Origin of the sequence: Phreatobacter sp., assembly GCF_052440005.1 — a bacterium.
Taxonomy (GTDB): domain Bacteria; phylum Pseudomonadota; class Alphaproteobacteria; order Rhizobiales; family Phreatobacteraceae; genus Phreatobacter.
In genome coordinates this window covers 1-15,003 of the sequence record NZ_JBQVQL010000030.1, presented here as the reverse complement: position 1 = coordinate 15,003, position 15,003 = coordinate 1, and the positions used below count along the sequence as shown (strand labels likewise).

12 protein-coding genes and 1 pseudogene are annotated in these 15,003 nt (G+C 69.9%); 8 read left to right on the top strand and 5 right to left on the bottom strand.

The window, feature by feature from the left end; all coding sequences use genetic code 11:
• Nucleotides 1-2: 2 nt before the first annotated feature.
• A complete protein-coding gene (gene ispG / locus ACT6XY_RS09605) occupies nt 3-1,265 on the bottom strand; it encodes a flavodoxin-dependent (E)-4-hydroxy-3-methylbut-2-enyl-diphosphate synthase (RefSeq protein WP_444748113.1) in 1,263 nt (420 codons plus the stop codon).
• Nucleotides 1,266-1,504: 239 nt separating this feature from the next.
• On the opposite strand from ispG, the gene ACT6XY_RS09600 reads away from it, so the two are divergent.
• Complete coding sequence (locus tag ACT6XY_RS09600) at nt 1,505-3,595, top strand: HAMP domain-containing methyl-accepting chemotaxis protein (protein ID WP_444748112.1); 2,091 nt, start codon at nt 1,505-1,507, stop codon at nt 3,593-3,595.
• A 4-nt stretch (nt 3,596-3,599) separates the two neighbouring features.
• Here ACT6XY_RS09600 and ACT6XY_RS09595 read toward each other — a convergent pair whose 3' ends face one another.
• A complete protein-coding gene (locus ACT6XY_RS09595) occupies nt 3,600-4,097 on the bottom strand; it encodes a Fur family transcriptional regulator (RefSeq protein ID WP_444748111.1) in 498 nt (165 codons plus the stop codon).
• Between the two features lie 151 nt (nt 4,098-4,248).
• On the opposite strand from ACT6XY_RS09595, the gene ACT6XY_RS09590 reads away from it, so the two are divergent.
• Together ACT6XY_RS09590 and ACT6XY_RS09585 are read left to right on the top strand one after the other, a co-directional pair.
• Complete coding sequence (locus ACT6XY_RS09590; RefSeq protein WP_444748110.1) at nt 4,249-5,034, top strand: 3-hydroxybutyrate dehydrogenase; 786 nt, start codon at nt 4,249-4,251, stop codon at nt 5,032-5,034.
• Complete coding sequence (locus ACT6XY_RS09585; RefSeq protein WP_444748109.1) at nt 5,034-6,086, top strand: patatin-like phospholipase family protein; 1,053 nt, start codon at nt 5,034-5,036, stop codon at nt 6,084-6,086. The genes ACT6XY_RS09590 and ACT6XY_RS09585 overlap by 1 nt, the downstream gene beginning before the upstream one ends.
• A 4-nt stretch (nt 6,087-6,090) precedes the next feature.
• Here the strand turns inward: ACT6XY_RS09585 and ACT6XY_RS09580 are convergent, their stop codons facing one another.
• The gene (locus ACT6XY_RS09580; protein ID WP_444748108.1) at nt 6,091-6,507 is read right to left on the bottom strand and encodes a tellurite resistance TerB family protein; all 417 of its coding nucleotides are present in this window, start codon (nt 6,505-6,507) and stop codon (nt 6,091-6,093) included.
• A 164-nt stretch (nt 6,508-6,671) separates the two neighbouring features.
• Between ACT6XY_RS09580 and ACT6XY_RS09575 the strand changes: the two genes are divergently transcribed.
• Nucleotides 6,672-7,022 carry a RidA family protein gene (locus ACT6XY_RS09575; protein ID WP_444748107.1) on the top strand — a complete coding sequence of 117 codons (351 nt, stop codon included), beginning with the start codon at nt 6,672-6,674 and terminating at the stop codon, nt 7,020-7,022.
• Between the two features lie 81 nt (nt 7,023-7,103).
• Here the strand turns inward: ACT6XY_RS09575 and ACT6XY_RS09570 are convergent.
• A pseudogene (locus ACT6XY_RS09570) lies at nt 7,104-8,153 on the bottom strand (methyl-accepting chemotaxis protein); the annotation flags it as partial.
• Nucleotides 8,154-9,278: 1,125 nt separating this feature from the next.
• Here ACT6XY_RS09570 and ACT6XY_RS09565 point away from each other — a divergent pair.
• Both ACT6XY_RS09565 and ACT6XY_RS09560 read left to right on the top strand, forming a co-directional pair.
• On the top strand, nt 9,279-10,157 hold the full coding sequence (locus ACT6XY_RS09565) for a DMT family transporter (RefSeq protein ID WP_444748106.1): 879 nt from the start codon (nt 9,279-9,281) through the stop codon (nt 10,155-10,157).
• A gap of 97 nt (nt 10,158-10,254) precedes the next feature.
• On the top strand, nt 10,255-11,937 hold the full coding sequence (locus tag ACT6XY_RS09560; RefSeq protein ID WP_444748105.1) for an acyl-CoA dehydrogenase family protein: 1,683 nt from the start codon (nt 10,255-10,257) through the stop codon (nt 11,935-11,937).
• A gap of 4 nt (nt 11,938-11,941) precedes the next feature.
• Here ACT6XY_RS09560 and ACT6XY_RS09555 read toward each other — a convergent pair whose 3' ends face one another.
• On the bottom strand, nt 11,942-13,099 hold the full coding sequence (locus ACT6XY_RS09555) for a trans-sulfuration enzyme family protein (RefSeq protein ID WP_444748104.1): 1,158 nt from the start codon (nt 13,097-13,099) through the stop codon (nt 11,942-11,944).
• Between the two features lie 144 nt (nt 13,100-13,243).
• Between ACT6XY_RS09555 and ACT6XY_RS09550 the strand changes: the two genes are divergently transcribed.
• Complete coding sequence (locus ACT6XY_RS09550; protein WP_444748103.1) at nt 13,244-13,975, top strand: rhomboid family intramembrane serine protease; 732 nt, start codon at nt 13,244-13,246, stop codon at nt 13,973-13,975.
• A 365-nt stretch (nt 13,976-14,340) separates the two neighbouring features.
• Nucleotides 14,341-15,003: hypothetical protein (locus tag ACT6XY_RS09545; RefSeq protein WP_444748102.1), on the top strand; the 663-nt coding region annotated here is incomplete at its 3' end.

Sequence of the window (15,003 nt, the reverse complement as noted above, 5' to 3'; positions counted from 1 at the left end):
GCCTATTCCGCCGCCTGCCGGCCGCCGACGCCGTAGCGCTTGTCGATGTAGTCGATGACCATGGCCTTGAAGTCGGCCGCGAGCGTCGGGCCGCGCAGGGTGGTGACCTTCTCGCCGTCGACGAAGACCGGGGCGGCCGGATTCTCGCCGGTGCCGGGCAGAGAGATGCCGATGTCGGCGTGCTTCGACTCGCCGGGACCGTTGACGATGCAGCCCATGACCGCGACGTTCAGCGCCTCGACCCCGGGGTAGCGCGTCTTCCACTCGGGCATCGAGCTGTGGATGAAGCCCTGGATGTCCTGGGCGAGTTCCTGGAACAGGGTCGAGGTGGTGCGCCCGCAGCCCGGGCAGGCCGCCACCAGCGGCACGAAGGTGCGGATGCCCATGGTCTGCAGGATTTCCTGCGCGACCTTGACCTCGAGCGTGCGGTCGCCGTTCGGCTCGGGTGTCAGCGAGACGCGGATCGTGTCGCCGATGCCGTCCTGCAGCACGACGCCGAGGGCGGCCGAGGAGGCGACGATGCCCTTGGAGCCCATGCCGGCCTCGGTCAGACCGAGATGGAGGGCGTAGTCCGATCGCGCCGCCAGCATGCGGTAGACGGCGATGAGGTCCTGCACGGCGGAGACCTTGGCGGAGAGGATGATGCGGTCCTTCGGCAGGCCGATCTCGACAGCCCGGTCGGCGGAGAGGACGCAGGACTGCACCATGGCCTCGTGCATGACGGCGCGGGCGTCGCGCGGCTCGGGGCTCTTCGCGTTCTCGTCCATCAGGTGGGTGAGCAGTTCCTGGTCGAGCGAGCCCCAGTTGGCGCCGATGCGCACGGCCTTGCCGTGCTCGGCCGCCTTCTCGACGATCATGGCGAACTGCCGGTCCTTCTTGTCCTTGAAGCCGACATTGCCGGGATTGATGCGGTACTTGTCGAGGGCCTCGGCGCAGGCGGGATGATCGGCCAGCAGCTTGTGGCCGATGTAGTGGAAGTCTCCCACCAGCGGCACGCCGACGCCCATGCGCATCAGCTTCTCGCGGATGTGCGGCACGGCCGCGGCGCTCTCGTCGCGGTCGACGGTGATACGCACGAGTTCGGAGCCGGCGCGGGCGAGGGCCGCGACCTGGCGCACGGTTCCCTCGATGTCGGCGGTGTCGGTGTTGGTCATCGACTGGACGACGATCGGCGCGCCGCCCCCGACCATGACGGCCGCAGCGCCCCTGCCGACGGTCACTCCGACCGTCCGGTGCCGGGGCTTCACCCCAAATCCCTGGATCATCGTTTCTCGTCTCCGCTGACCCCGTTCAAATAGCCCGAGCCGCGGGGCTGCGCCAGCGCCACGCAGTGATGGCGCGCAAATGGGCAGCCGCGGCGGCGCGGACGGGTCTCGTGCTTCCGGAAGACTACGGATCACCCAGCGTAAGGTTGCAGCAATTGCTGCCCGCAACCGGAAACTTAACGTCCTGTTGAGGACGCAGACTCAAGCTTCCGCCGGCATCCGGACATGGACATTTCAGCATGATCGCCCTTAATCTGCGCGCTAAACTTGTGATTGGCTTCGCAGCCCTCATCATCATTGCGGCAACGAGCGCGGCGGTTTCGGTCCGGCAGGCAGGACAGATCGCGGCAAGCATGGAGCAGGTCTCGGCGGTGCGCTCGCCGACGGCGCTGCTCGGCATGAAGATGGCCGACGAGCTGTCGCAGACCGGGATCGCGCTGCGCGACCAGATGATCGCCCCCGACGACGTGAACCTGTCGCGGTGGGACACCGCCTGGGCGAGCCTGAAGGAGAGCCGCGACCGCATGGACGGGCTCGCCGCCTCGTTCCCGACCGACGCGCAGCGCGCTTCCTGGACCGCCGTGCGGCCGCTGCTCCAGGAGCTGGAGGAGGCGCACAAGGCGCTCCTCGCCCTCATCAACACGCCGGCGCAGTACCCGGCGCTCGCCACCTACGAGCGGATGGTGACGCCGCAGCTCCAGCCGCTGGAGGCTGCGCTGACGGAACTCGTCACCCGCGAGATCCAGAACCCGCAGGCCAACGACCGGCTTCTCGGCGCCGCGGTGGGCCTGCAGGCGAGCATCCTGTCGGCAGTGCGCGACCTGCGCGGCTTCGTCCATCGTGGCCAGGACGCGGAGAAGGCGCAGTTCGAGCAGTCCTGGAACACCGTCAACGCCCGACTGAAGACCATCACCGACATGACCGGCGCCATGTCGCCGGACCAGATGCGCGTGCTGAACCGGGTGCGCGTCGGAATCATCTCGATCCGCCGCGGCGCCACGCTGGTCATCAACGAGCGCAGCGGCCCGACATGGAACGGCCCGATGAACCACCTGACCGACCGGGTGGCGCCGATCAGCGACAAGATCCTCACCGCCCTCCAGGGCCCGCTCACCACCGGAGGCGAGCGCAAGGGCGGCCTCATCGACGCGCAGACGGGGCTGCTCGCGGCCGAGACGGCGGCCGCCGTCGACATGGCGCAGGCGCTCTCCACGCTGCTGCTCGCCGCCGCCGGCCTGTCGGCTCTGGCCGGCCTCGTCATCGCCTTCCTGCTGTCGCGGATGATCGCGACGCCGATCGCCGGAATGACGCGGGCCATGAAGAGCCTGTCGGAGGGCAACCTCGACACCGCCATCCCCGGCACCGGCCGCCGCGACGAGATCGGCGCCATGGCGGGAACCATGGAGGTGTTCCGCGACACGATGGCCGCGGCGGCGGACGCCCGCGCCGCCCAGGACGAGGCCCGTGCGGCGGAGGCCGGGCGCCTCGCCCGTCGCAACGCCGTGGCGGAGGACTTCGTCGCCCGCATGAGCGCGCTGGCCGAGACCTTCACCGCCTCGTCCGGGCGGGTCGAGGAGGCCGCGCGCGACCTCTCGGCGACCGCCGAGGAGACGAGCCGCCAGGCCGGCGAAGTGGCGGGTGCGGCGGAGACCGCCTCGATCAACGTGCAGACGGTGGCCGCCTCCACGGAAGAACTCGCCGCATCGGTGCGCGAGATCAACGTGCAGGTGGTGCGCTCCTCGCAGAGCGCCGAGAAGGCCGTGTCGGACGCGCGGGTGACCGAGAGCCAGATCCGCAACCTCGCCAGCGCCGCCGACCGCATCGGCGACGTCATCAACCTCATCAAGGCCATCGCCGACCAGACCAACCTCCTGGCGCTCAACGCCACCATCGAGGCGGCGCGCGCCGGCGAGGCCGGCAAGGGCTTCGCGGTGGTCGCCTCGGAGGTGAAGAGCCTTGCCGCGCAGACGGCCAAAGCCACCGAGGACATCGCCGCCAAGGTCGCCGAGATCCAGAACGCGACCGCGGAGACGGTGGAATCCATCGACGCCATCGCCACCAGCATCGGCAGCATCCGCGAGATCACGGCAGCGGTGGCGAGCGCGGTGGAGGAGCAGGGGTCGGCCACCACCGAGATCGCCGGCAACTGCCAGCGCGCCGCGGGTGCGGCGACGGGCGTCACCGGCACGATCGGCGGCGTCGGCCAGGCGGCGGAGGCGACGGGACGCTCGGCCCATGCGCTGATGGACCTCGCCAGCGACCTGTCGACCAATGCCGGCACGCTTCAGGCGGAGGTGCAGACCTTCGTGGAGGCCCTGCGCGCGGCCTGACGCGTCAGGCCTCCGCCGGTGCGTCGCAATGGGCGCAGCGGCCGAACATCTCCACTACCTGCGTCGCCGGCTTGAAGCCGGCGCCTGCGGCGATGGCCGCGAGGTCCTTCTCGACCGGCGCGCCGGAGGCCTCCGACACGCAGCCGCAGGAATCGCAGATCATGAAGACGACGAGGTCGCGGCCCTCGTGGCGGTGGGCGCAGGCGACGAAGGCGTTGCGGCTCTCGATGCGGTGGGCGAGGCCCGCCTCCAAAAGGAAGTCCAGCACGCGGTAGACGCTGATCGGCGCGGGGCGCCGGCCGCTCTCGCGATGCATGCGCTCGATCAGGTCATAGGCGCCGACGGGTGCGGGCGAGGCGGCGAGATGGGACAGCACCTCGCGCCGGATGGGCGTCAGCTTCAGCTTCTTCTCGGCACAGCGCGCTTCCGCCACCTTCAGCACGTCCACCGGCGGGTGGCCGTGCTCGCAGGAGTGATCGTGCGCGTGTCGGGACTTCAGCATCGCTGCTTGCCTTCGCGGTTCCGGGATTCCAGCTTCCTAGCATGGCGGGGGGACGGGCCAAAGCGCGTCGCCGTATCGCCATGTTGCATTGCGACAAAACCCGGGCCAGTGATGGCCGAGCGGGTCCGGCCGCCTTGAGGAGATAGGGATCATGAGCCTTGCGGGAAAGAGTGCGATCGTCACGGGGTCGACCAGCGGCATCGGACTGGCGATAGCGACCGCCCTGGCCGAAGCCGGCGCGGACGTCATGCTGAACGGCCTCGGCGAAGCGGCCGAGCTGGAGGCGACGCGGGCGAAGCTCGCGGCCGATACCGGGCGCAAGGTGCTGTTCTCCCCCGCCAACATGATGAAGCCGGACGAGATCGCCGCGATGGTGGCGACTGCCGAGGCCGATTTCGGCAAGGTCGACATCGTCGTGTCGAATGCCGGCATCCAGTTCGTCTCGCCGGTGGAGGAGTTCCCCACCGACAAGTGGGACGCCATCATCGGCATCAACCTGACGGCGTCGTTCCACCTCGCCAAGGCGGTGGTGCCGGGCATGAAGGCGCGCAAGCACGGGCGCATCGTCAACATCGCCTCCGCCCATTCGCTGGTCGCCTCACCGTTCAAGTCGGCCTATGTCGCCGCCAAGCACGGCCTGCTCGGCTTCACCAAGACCATCGCGCTGGAGCTCGCGACCTTCGGCATCACCGCCAACTGCATCTCGCCGGGCTATGTCTGGACGCCCCTCGTCGAGAAGCAGATCCCCGACACGATGAAGGCGCGCGGGATGACCAAGGAGCAGGTCATGAACGACGTGCTCCTGGCAGCCCAGCCGACCAAGCAGTTCGTGCGGGTGGAGGAGGTGGCGGCGCTCGCCCTGTGGCTCTGCTCGGACGCGGCGAAGAACATCACCGGCGCCAACAACGTGATCGACGGCGGCTGGACGGCGGCGTGATGGCGAAGGCGCCGAAGGCCACCAAGGCCATCAACCTCGCCCTGCAGGGCGGAGGCGCGCACGGCGCCTTCACCTGGGGGGTGCTCGACGAGATACTGCGCGACGGGCGGCTGGTGATCGAGGGCGTGACGGGTGCCTCCGCCGGCGCCATCAATGCGGTGCTGCTCGCCGACGGGCTCGCGGAGGGTGGCCCCGAGGCCGCGCGCGAACGGCTCGGCCGCTTCTGGAAGGCGGCCTCCGTCGACGGCAGCATGACGACCCTGCAGCGTCGCGCGCTCGACCGGCTCTTCTCCGTGGTGCCCTACGAGGGCTCGCTGATGGAGACCTGGGTGACGGCGATGCAGCGCTACTTCTCGCCCTACGACCTCAATCCCTTCGACATCAACCCGCTGGAAGACCTGATCCGGAAGTTCGTCGATTTCGACCGCCTCGCCGCCTTCGACGGGGTGAAGGTGTTCATCTCGGCCACCAACGTGCAGACCGGCAAGCTCACCGTCTTCCGGCGCGAGCACATCACCTGCCGCGCGGTGATGGCCTCGGCCTGCCTGCCGACCCTGTTCAAGGCGGTGGAGATCGACGGCACGCCGTTCTGGGACGGCGGCTACATGGGCAATCCGCCGATCTTCCCGCTCTACCGGGCGACGGATGCGGAAGACGTGCTGCTGGTCCAGATCAATCCGGTGGTCCGCAAGGAGACGCCGACGACGTCGCGCGGCATCGTCGACCGGCTGAACGAGATCACCTTCAATTCCTCGCTGCAGGCCGAACTCAGGGCCGCGGCCTTCGTCGCCCGCCTTGTCAACGAGGGCCGCCTGCCGCGCGGCCGCAAGCCCGGCGAGTACAAGCGCGTGAACCTGCATCGCATCGCGCTCGGCGACTCGCTCAAGGGGCTGACCGCCGGCTCGAAGGTCGTCACCGACTACGACTTCCTGCTGGAGCTCAACGCCGCGGGCAAGAAGGCGGCGCGGCGGTTCCTGAAGGCCCATTTCGCCGACATCGGCGAGCGCTCGACCCTCGACCTCGAGGCCGAGATCGCGGCCGAGTGGGCCTGAGGCCTCAGCGGCGCGGCGCCTCGACACCCATGAGCGCCGCGGCGCGCTCGACCACCGCCTCCTCCAGCTCGGCGGCCGCGCCGTCGGCGAGGACGACGCTCCACATCATGTCGACGATGCGCCGGCGGCCGTCCTCGTCGAGTCGCTTGGCGAGGAGGTCGGCGAAGGAGGTCCAGCTGTCGGCGGAGGCCTCGGCGTCGATCGCCCGTTCGATCAGCCGACCGGTATCGGCGGCGGAGAGGGCGAAGCCGGAGGCGAGCACCGTCTCGATACGCGTCCGCTCGCTGTCCGAGACGCGCCCGTCGACGGCCATGACGTGGACGAGGAGGGCTGCCGCGGCGAGCCTGTAGTCGTCGTCGCCGAAGGCCTCATGGGGCCCGTCCGTCAGGTCGGTGATCATGGACAGGAAGCGGTCAAGCATGGGGGCGGGGTCCGGTGGGTGGCGGGGAGACGGGCCGTGCGGGCGCGGGCCGGGGGATGCGACGCCGGGTGCATGGCGCCGAAGCGGCGGGACGGGTTGGCCTGACGCGCGGCCCGCGCTAGGAGACGCGTTCTGCGATCAGGCAGTTCCAAGGAGAGACAAACATGGCCATCGAGCGCAAGCAGGTCGGTCCGCGCATGAGCGGTGCCGTCGTCCACGGCAACACCGTCTATCTCGCGGGACAGGTGGCCCACAAGGCGGCCGGCAAGTCGGTGACGGAGCAGACCAAGGAAATCCTCGAGACCATCGACGCCCTCCTCGCCGAGTGCGGCACGTCGAAGCAGAACCTCCTGTCGACCAATATCTGGCTGTCGGACATGTCGACCTTCGCCGAGATGAACGCCGTGTGGGACGCCTGGGTCGTTCCCGGCCAGACCCCGGCCCGCGCCACGGTCGAGGCCAAGCTCGCCGCGCCGCAGTTCACCGTCGAGATCATGGTCGTCGCCGCGAAGTGACGATGCCGGCTTCGGCCGCAGTCTGAAACACGAACGGCCGGGGCTCTCCCCGGCCGTTTCGCTTTGGGGAAGGGTGACGGATCAGGCGGCGCGGACACCGTCGAGGAAGGTGCGGATCTCGCGGTCCAGCGCCTGGGCCTCCTCGCCGAGCCGGCCCGAGAGGGCGCGCACGTCCTCGGCGGTCGCCTGCGCGGATTGGGCGGTGCCGCCGACGCGGCCCATGGCCTCGGCGCCGCCGCGGGTCTCGTCGGAGGCGCGGTTGACTGCCTCGGCAATGGTCGAGACCGCAGCGTTCTGCTCCTCGACGGCCGCCGCGACGGAGGCGGCGATGCCGCGCATCTCGCCGATGACCTGTCCGACCTTGTCGATGGCGTCCACGGCGTCGCCGGAGGCGAGCTGGATGGCGCCGATCTGCGAGGCGATCTCTTCCGTTGCGCGGGCGGTCTGGGCAGCGAGGCTCTTCACCTCGGACGCGACCACCGCGAAGCCCTTGCCGGCCTCGCCGGCGCGTGCCGCCTCGATGGTGGCGTTGAGGGCGAGCAGGTTGGTCTGGCCGGCGATCGCCTGGATGAGGTTCACCACCTCGCCGATGCGCGAGGCGGCCTGGGCGAGTGATCCCATGGTCTGGGCGGTGCGCTCGGCCTCGGTGACGGCGGTGCCGGCGACCTCGGTCGACTTGGAAGCCTGCGAGGCGATCTCGGCGATGGAGGCAGCGAGCTCCTCGGCGGCGGCGGCGGCGGAGGAGACCGAATTGGCCGCCTGTTCCATGGCGCCGGAGGCGGTGACGGCCTCCTGCGTGACGGCGCCCGAGGTGCCGTCGAGCTGGTCGGAGGCGCCGTCGAGCTGGCCGGACGCGCTGCGCAACGCGCCGAGCGAGCGATCCGCGGCCTGCTCGAAGCCCTTGATGAGATTGTCGACGACGGCGGCGCGGCGGTTGCGGGACTCAACCTCGGCGATCTGCTCGGCGGCGAGGCGCTCGCGCTCGATGGCATTGTCGCGGAAGACGAGGACGGCACGGGCCATCTCGCCGAGCTCGTCGGCCGCATCCGTCGAGGGCACCTCGACGGCGGTGTTGCCGCCGGCGAGTTCGCGCATCGAGACGGTGATGCCGCCGATCTGCCGGGTCATCGAGCGGCCGAGGACCATGGCGACCACGCCGCAGAGGAGCACCATGCCGACGATGATGCCGATGACCAGCATCATGGTCGCGGACTGGGCCTCGAGGCGCGCCTCGTTGGCGCGGGTCTTGCCGTCGTTGGCGGCGGCGACGAGGACGTTGGTCTGCTGGTCGAGGGCGGTGAGGAGCTGGTCGAGCTGCTGGACGGTCTTCTCGACCGTGCGGGTGCCGTCGACATAGGAGTCGAGCGCCGGCCAGTAGATCTCGCCGGCCTTCAGGAGTTCGGCCTTGGTGGCCGGGGCGACGACCGAGCGGTTCACCTCGTTGATGAACTTGGTGCGGGCCTGGCGGAAGGCCTCGAGGTCGGAGTCGAGGCCGCGCAGCATGAAGTCCTTCTCGTGCCGGCGCATCTGCAGGACCTGCTCGAGGATGCCGGCACCGTCGTCGAAGTTGGCGGCGACGCGGCGGGCCTGGACCTCCAGCTGCTGCACCGACTCGTTCATGCGGCCGGTGAGGCCCGAGGTCTCGTTGGTGCCCAGCGTCTCGATCGTGACGCGGACGAGGTCGAAGGCGGAGGCGGCCTCGCCGAGCTGCTTCAGCGACTGCTCGATCTCGGTCTGGAGAGCGGCGGCGGCGGGTTTGCGGCGGGCCTCGCCGAGGGCCATCATGGCCTCCATGCGAGCGCGGGCGAAATTGGTGGGGGCCGCCTCGGTGTGCCGCTCGGCATAGTCGAGGGCGGCGAAGCGCAGATCGCGGACGCTGGCCCGGACGCGGGCGGCATCCGTCGCGAGGCCCGCCGAATCGTCATAGGCCTCGAAGGCGCTGGCCGCCGACCTCTGGCCGTACCAGGCCGCGCCGCCGGCTGCGAGAACCCCGACGATAGGAACGATGGCGAGAAGAGCGATCCTCAAGCGAACGGACAGTGCGGGCATACGAGCAGCCATTTCTTTGAAGCCTAGGGGCGGGCAATGCCGCAATACTGCCCGCGACATCTTAACGAATGGCTATCCGGCGCGCATAGCGATTGAAGAAATCTTGCATTTACAGCGGGTTGCCCGGCCCTGAACTTCCCCAGCGTCAATGATTGAGTTTCCGCGTGCCGCGCCCTACGGTCCGCGCCCCTGGTTTTCGAGATGTCCATGTCCCTCGCCGTGCGGGCGGTGCCCTTTCTCTTCGTCCTCGCCTGGTCCACGGGGTGGATCGTCGCCGGATTCTCGGCGCGCCTGGCCGATCCGCTGTGGTTCCTGTTCCTGCGCTTCTCCATGGCGGCGGCGGTGATCGCGGGAATCGCGGTGGCGATGGGCGCGCCCTGGCCGCGATCGGGGCGGGAGGTCGGCCACGCCATGATGTCCGGCGTGCTGCTGCACGCCCTCTATCTCGCCGCCGTGTGGTGGGCGGTCGCCAACGGCGTGCCCTCCGGCGTCTCCGGCATCATGGCGGGCCTGCAGCCGGTGATGACCGCGCTGCTCGCGCCCGCCATCCTCGGCGAGCGGATCACCGCGCGGCAGGGCGCGGGCGTCGCGCTCGGCTTCCTCGGCATCGTGCTGGTGCTGGCCCCGAAGGTCGTCGGCGTCAGCCCGGAGACCTACGAGGCCATCGTCACGCCGCTCGTCGTCAACGTGCTGGGCATGGTCTCGGTGACGGCGGGCACCTTCTACCAGAAGCGCTTCGTCTCCGGCGGCGACATGCGGACGACGACGAGCTGGCAATATGTCGGCGCGGCCCTGACCATGCTGCCGCTGTTCCTGCTGTTCGGCCGTGCCGAGGCCATCTGGAACCAGACGCTGATCCTGACCATGGCCTGGTCGGTGCTCGCCCTGTCGGTCGGCGGCATCTTCCTGTTCCTCTACCTGATCCGCCGGGGCGAGGTGTCGCGCGCCACCGCCTATATCTACCTGGTGCCGGCGGTCTCCGCCCTGATGGCCTTCGTCTTCTTCGGCGAGACCCTGACCACAGTGCAGCTGGTCGGCATGGCGGTGACGGCGGCCGGCGTCTGGCTGGCGACGCGGCCGGCCTGACCCGGACAGCGACGACCCGGTCATTTGCCGGATTGAAACGCGGCGGCGCTGCGTTATTTTGCGTTGCAGCAACAACGAACACCCCGAGGGAACCACCATGAGCCCTGCTCTCGCAAGCAAGGATGCTCCCGCGCAGTCGCTGACCGAACTCGCCCAGGGCGCCGTCACCGCCGCCGACGCGGTGCTGGCGGACGCGACCGCGGCGGTGCGCGCCCTCGTCACCGAGGACGGCCGCATCTCCGGGGCCGCCATCGAGCGCGAGCAGCGCGCCACCCACGGCCTCGCCTGGCTCGCGACCTATGTGGAGAGCGTCCGTCAGCTCGCCTCCTACCAGGAGCGCCTCGGCGCCGAGGGCAAGTTCGGCGAGATCGAGGACCTCATCGTCCGCATCGGCCTCGGCGAGTACCTGTCGCAGATCGTCGGCGGCATTCCGATGAGCCAGGGCGAGATGGTGCGCCCGGCGGATGTCGGCCTTAAGGCCGGCGACATCCTGCGCCGCTTCGCCGGCGCAGCCGACACGCTGATCGCCACCGGCAATACGGCGGCCAACCGCGCCCGCCTCGCCGAACTCGTGCGCGAGCAGGAATCCTCCGGTCACTTCGGCGAGCCGGGCCTCGACGAGACGCTGGAGGCGATCCGCGACGAGATGCGGAAGTTCTCGCTCGCCGAGGTCCTCCCCCACGCCCACGAGTGGCACCTCCAGAACGCCTATATCCCGCTCGACGTGATCGCCAAGCTCGCCGAGCTCGGCGTCTTCGGCCTGACCCTGCCCGAGAGCTATGGCGGCATGGGCCTCGGCAAGGAGAGCATGTGCGTCGTCTCCGAGGAGCTCTCCCGCGGCTATATCGGCGTCGGCTCGCTCGGCACCCGCTCGGAGATCGCCTCCGAGCTGATCCTCGCCGGCGGCACGCAGGCACAGAAGGACCACTGGCTGCCGAAGATCGCCTCGGGCGAGATCCTGCCCACCGCCGTCTTCACCGAGCCGAATACCGGCTCCGACCTCGCCTCGCTGAAGACCCGCGCGGTGCGCGAGGGCGACGTCTACAAGGTCTCCGGCAACAAGACCTGGATCACCCATCCGGTGCGCGCCGACGTGATGACGCTGCTGGTGCGCACCAACCCGGCCGAGCCCGGCTACAAGGGCCTGTCGATGCTGCTGGCGGAAAAGCCGCGCGGCACGGACGAGGACCCCTTCCCGGCCAAGGGCATGTCGGGCGGCGAGATCGAGGTGCTCGGCTATCGCGGCATGAAGGAATACGAGATCTCCTTCGACGGCTTCGAGGTCAAGTCAGAGAACCTGCTCGGCGGCGTCGAGGGCCAGGGCTTCAAGCAGCTCATGCAGACATTCGAAGCCGCGCGCATCCAGACGGCGGCGCGCGCGGTCGGCGTCGCGCAGGCGGCCATGGACCTGGCGCTCCGCTACGCCCAGGAGCGCGTCCAGTTCGGCAAGCCGCTGATCGCCTTCCCGCGCGTCGCCGACAAGATCGCGATGATGGCGGTGGAGGTGATGATCGCCCGCCAGCTCACCTATTTCTCGGCCCGCCAGAAGGACCTCGACCGGCGCTGCGACCTCGAGGCCGGCATGGCGAAGCTGCTCGGCGCGCGCGTCGCCTGGGCGGCGGCCGACAACGCCCTGCAGATCCACGGCGGCAACGGCTTCGCGCTGGAATATCCGGTGTCCAGAGTGCTCTGCGATGCGCGCATCCTCAACATCTTCGAGGGCGCCGCGGAAATCCAGGCGCAGGTCATCGCCCGCCGCCTGCTCGACGGGGCGAACTGATCGCTCAGGCGTTGGCGGCCCTGAGCGCCCGGTCGATGTCGGCATAGAGGTCGTCGACGGCCTCCAGCCCCACCGACAGGCGCAGGAGGTCCGTCGGACAGGGCGAGCCGGCGCCCTCGATGGAGGCGCGGTGCTCGATGAGGCTCTCGACGCCGCCGAGTGAGGTGGCGCGCTTCCACAGCTCGACGCGGGCGGCGGTGGAGACGGCGGCGTTTTCGCCGGCCTTCACCCGGATCGACATCATGCCGCCGAAGCCGCCCTGCATCTGCCGCGCCGCGAGCGCGTGCTGGGGGTGGGAGGACAGGCCCGGATAGAGCACGTCGGCAACCATGGCATGGGCCTTCAGCCGCTCGGCGAGGGCGAGGGCGGCCCTGGCCTGGGCCTCGACACGCACGTGCAGGGTGCGCATGCCGCGCATCAGCAGAAAGGCCTCGAAGGGGCCGAGGATCTGGCCGTGCATGGAGCGCACGCGGCGGACCTTCGCCCAGAACTCGTTGACCTCGCGGGTGACGAGGGCGCCGGCGACCACGTCCGAGTGACCGTTGAGGTACTTGGTCGCGGCATGCATGACGATGTCGGCGCCGAGCGTCAGCGGCCGGGTGAAGACCGGCGTCGCCACGGTGGAATCCACCGCGCAGATGGCGCCGGCGGCATGGGCAATGTCGGAGATGGCGGCAATGTCGGAGACCGTCCAGAGCGGGTTCGACGGCGTTTCCAGCCAGACGAGCTTCGTCTTGCCCGGCTCGACCGCGGCCTTCACGGCGGCGAGGTCCGTCGTGTCGACGAAGGTGGTGGTGTAGCCGTAGGTGACGGCGTCGTTCATCAGCCAGTTGCGCAGCGCCCAGTACATGACGGTGGGCGCGACGATGTGCGCGCCGGCCGGCAGGGCCATGACCACGGCGGTGGCCGCCGACATGCCGGACCCCAGCAGCAGGGCCTCGGGCCCCTCCTCCAGCGCCGCCAGCACGGCCTCGCACTGGCGCACCGTCTGGTTGTCGGGCCGGCCGTAGATGAAGCCGTTGCGGTACTGGTTGTCCGGGTCGCGGATGAAGGTGGTGGCGACATGGATGGGCGTCACCACGGCGTGGGTCTCGGCCTCCTCCCAGCCGAGCGCCTGGGCGGCGAGCGTGCGTGGCTGAAGGCCGGTCGGCTTGGCGGTCATGAGCGATGTCCCGGGTGAGGCGGCGAACCCGCTGCGTCCGGGTTCCATCATCCGCAACTACATTTCCTGTATCGTGGAATCAAGCCGGAGGGCGGCATGGCGCACACGATGGCAGGTTTCGGCGCACGCGGCTAACATGCTCCCATGTTCCTCCCCCTCGCCGACCAGAACCCCCACCGCCACATCACGGCGCCCTATGTCACCTTCGCGCTGATCGGCCTCAACGTCGCGCTGTTCCTCGCCACGACGGGGCTCGTGCCGGCCCAGTCGGCCACCGCCAACATGCTCGGCCTCGGGCTGATCCCGGCGGTGGTGACGGAGCAGGCGCAGCTCGCCCCGCACCTCGCCGTCGTGCCGACCTGGGCGACGTGGATCACCTACATGTTCATGCACGGGGGCTGGATGCACCTGATCGGCAACATGCTGTTCCTCTGGGTCTTCGCCGACAACATCGAGGACGCCATGGGGCACTGGCGCTTCCTCGTCTTCTACATCCTCTGCGGGGTGATCGGCGGGGCGGCGCATCTCGCCATCAACCCGGCGTCCCAGGCGCCGCTGGTTGGGGCGTCGGGCGCCGTCTCCGGCGTGCTCGCCGCCTATCTGCTGCTCTATCCGCGCGTCAGGGTGTTCGGGCTGGTGTTCAACATCCTGCCGCTGACCATCCCCGTCTGGCTGGCCCTCGGCACCTGGGTCATGCTGCAGGTCTATCACCTCTTCACCACCGTGGGCGGCGCCACCGCCTGGTGGGCCCATGTCGGCGGCCTCGCCGCGGGCGCCGCCCTGGTCGGCGTGATGAAGAACCGCGACGTCATCTTCTTCAGCCACGAGCGGCAGCTGCCGGTGACCGTGCCGCGAATCCCGCTGAAGCTCCGGTGAGGAGACCTTGCTTTCCTCTGGGAACCCTTTCGCCTAAACAGCAGGGAACCTTTGGCCCGCTTGCGCGTTGGAGTGCGATTCGGGGGGAGCATATGGGGCGCGACGGACGGGCTGCCGCCAGCGGCGGGCAGGGTGGCGCGGCGAGCGATCGCCCGCGCGGCACCGCCCGTTTTTTCGACACGGTTTTGCCCGAAGCTCGCCCCTTGCGGACAGCACAGGTGACAGGCTCCGCACCATGCGCCGGGCCGGAACACCATACCCCCATGACCACCACCTTCGTCGACACGCCGCCGCAGTGCCTTCCCCCGACGGGACGGGTCGCCGGCCGCGCCGCCGCGGCGGCCTGAAGCGAGGATCGGAATTTCGTGGACGTCGCCCCGCTCGTCTCCGCCTATCGCTACCGGTTCCATGTCCTCGACGTCTATGGCGGACGCATGGGGGGCCTCACCCGCCCCGCGGGCACGATCGAGGACGCGCTGCGTCAGGCGGCGGCCGAGCTCAAGCTGGTGGCCGATCCGCCGGCCCAGCTGAAGCGCCTCGCCCATCGCATCAATGCGGAGACCCGGGCGGCGCTGCGCGACGTGATCGCGCGGGCCGAGAACGATCTCGCCATCGCCATCACCCGCTTCGGGACCGACATCGGGGCCCCGCCGACCGGGCCGCACATCGACCTCAGGGCCTCGCTGGACGGGCTCGACCGCGCCTACAGGGCGAGCGACCCGGCCCCCGACGACTTCGACGGCTGGTACGACCAGCTCGACGCGCAGATCTCGCATCTCTCGGCGCTGGTGCAGCTCGAGAAGGAGCTGGAGGTCGCCCGCGGCGGCGGTGCCTCGGTGCGCGTGCCGGACCCCTCCCCCCGGCGCCTCAAGTGGTTCCTCGTCGTGCTGGTGGTGGCGGCGCTGGCCGCCCTCGGAATCGCCGCGCTGACGACCTTCAACCCGCCCGGCGGCGGCACCGCGGCGACGCCGTCGGCGCTGCCGACCGGCAATGCCGAGCAGCCGCGCCTCGTGCGCACCGTGCCGATC

What these genes read in the sequence shown, in the direction of transcription:
- ACT6XY_RS09560 (WP_444748105.1), top strand. Translation starts at nt 10,255, where the DNA reads ATGAGCCCTGCTCTCGCAAGCAAGGATGCTCCCGCGCAGTCGCTGACC.
- ACT6XY_RS09600 (WP_444748112.1), top strand. Translation starts at nt 1,505, where the DNA reads ATGATCGCCCTTAATCTGCGCGCTAAACTTGTGATTGGCTTCGCAGCC.
- ACT6XY_RS09580 (WP_444748108.1), bottom strand. Translation starts at nt 6,507, where the DNA reads ATGCTTGACCGCTTCCTGTCCATGATCACCGACCTGACGGACGGGCCC.
- ACT6XY_RS09555 (WP_444748104.1), bottom strand. Translation starts at nt 13,099, where the DNA reads ATGACCGCCAAGCCGACCGGCCTTCAGCCACGCACGCTCGCCGCCCAG.
- ACT6XY_RS09595 (WP_444748111.1), bottom strand. Translation starts at nt 4,097, where the DNA reads ATGCTGAAGTCCCGACACGCGCACGATCACTCCTGCGAGCACGGCCAC.
- ispG (WP_444748113.1), bottom strand. Translation starts at nt 1,265, where the DNA reads ATGATCCAGGGATTTGGGGTGAAGCCCCGGCACCGGACGGTCGGAGTG.
- ACT6XY_RS09585 (WP_444748109.1), top strand. Translation starts at nt 5,034, where the DNA reads ATGGCGAAGGCGCCGAAGGCCACCAAGGCCATCAACCTCGCCCTGCAG.
- ACT6XY_RS09575 (WP_444748107.1), top strand. Translation starts at nt 6,672, where the DNA reads ATGGCCATCGAGCGCAAGCAGGTCGGTCCGCGCATGAGCGGTGCCGTC.
- ACT6XY_RS09565 (WP_444748106.1), top strand. Translation starts at nt 9,279, where the DNA reads ATGTCCCTCGCCGTGCGGGCGGTGCCCTTTCTCTTCGTCCTCGCCTGG.
- ACT6XY_RS09590 (WP_444748110.1), top strand. Translation starts at nt 4,249, where the DNA reads ATGAGCCTTGCGGGAAAGAGTGCGATCGTCACGGGGTCGACCAGCGGC.
- ACT6XY_RS09550 (WP_444748103.1), top strand. Translation starts at nt 13,244, where the DNA reads ATGTTCCTCCCCCTCGCCGACCAGAACCCCCACCGCCACATCACGGCG.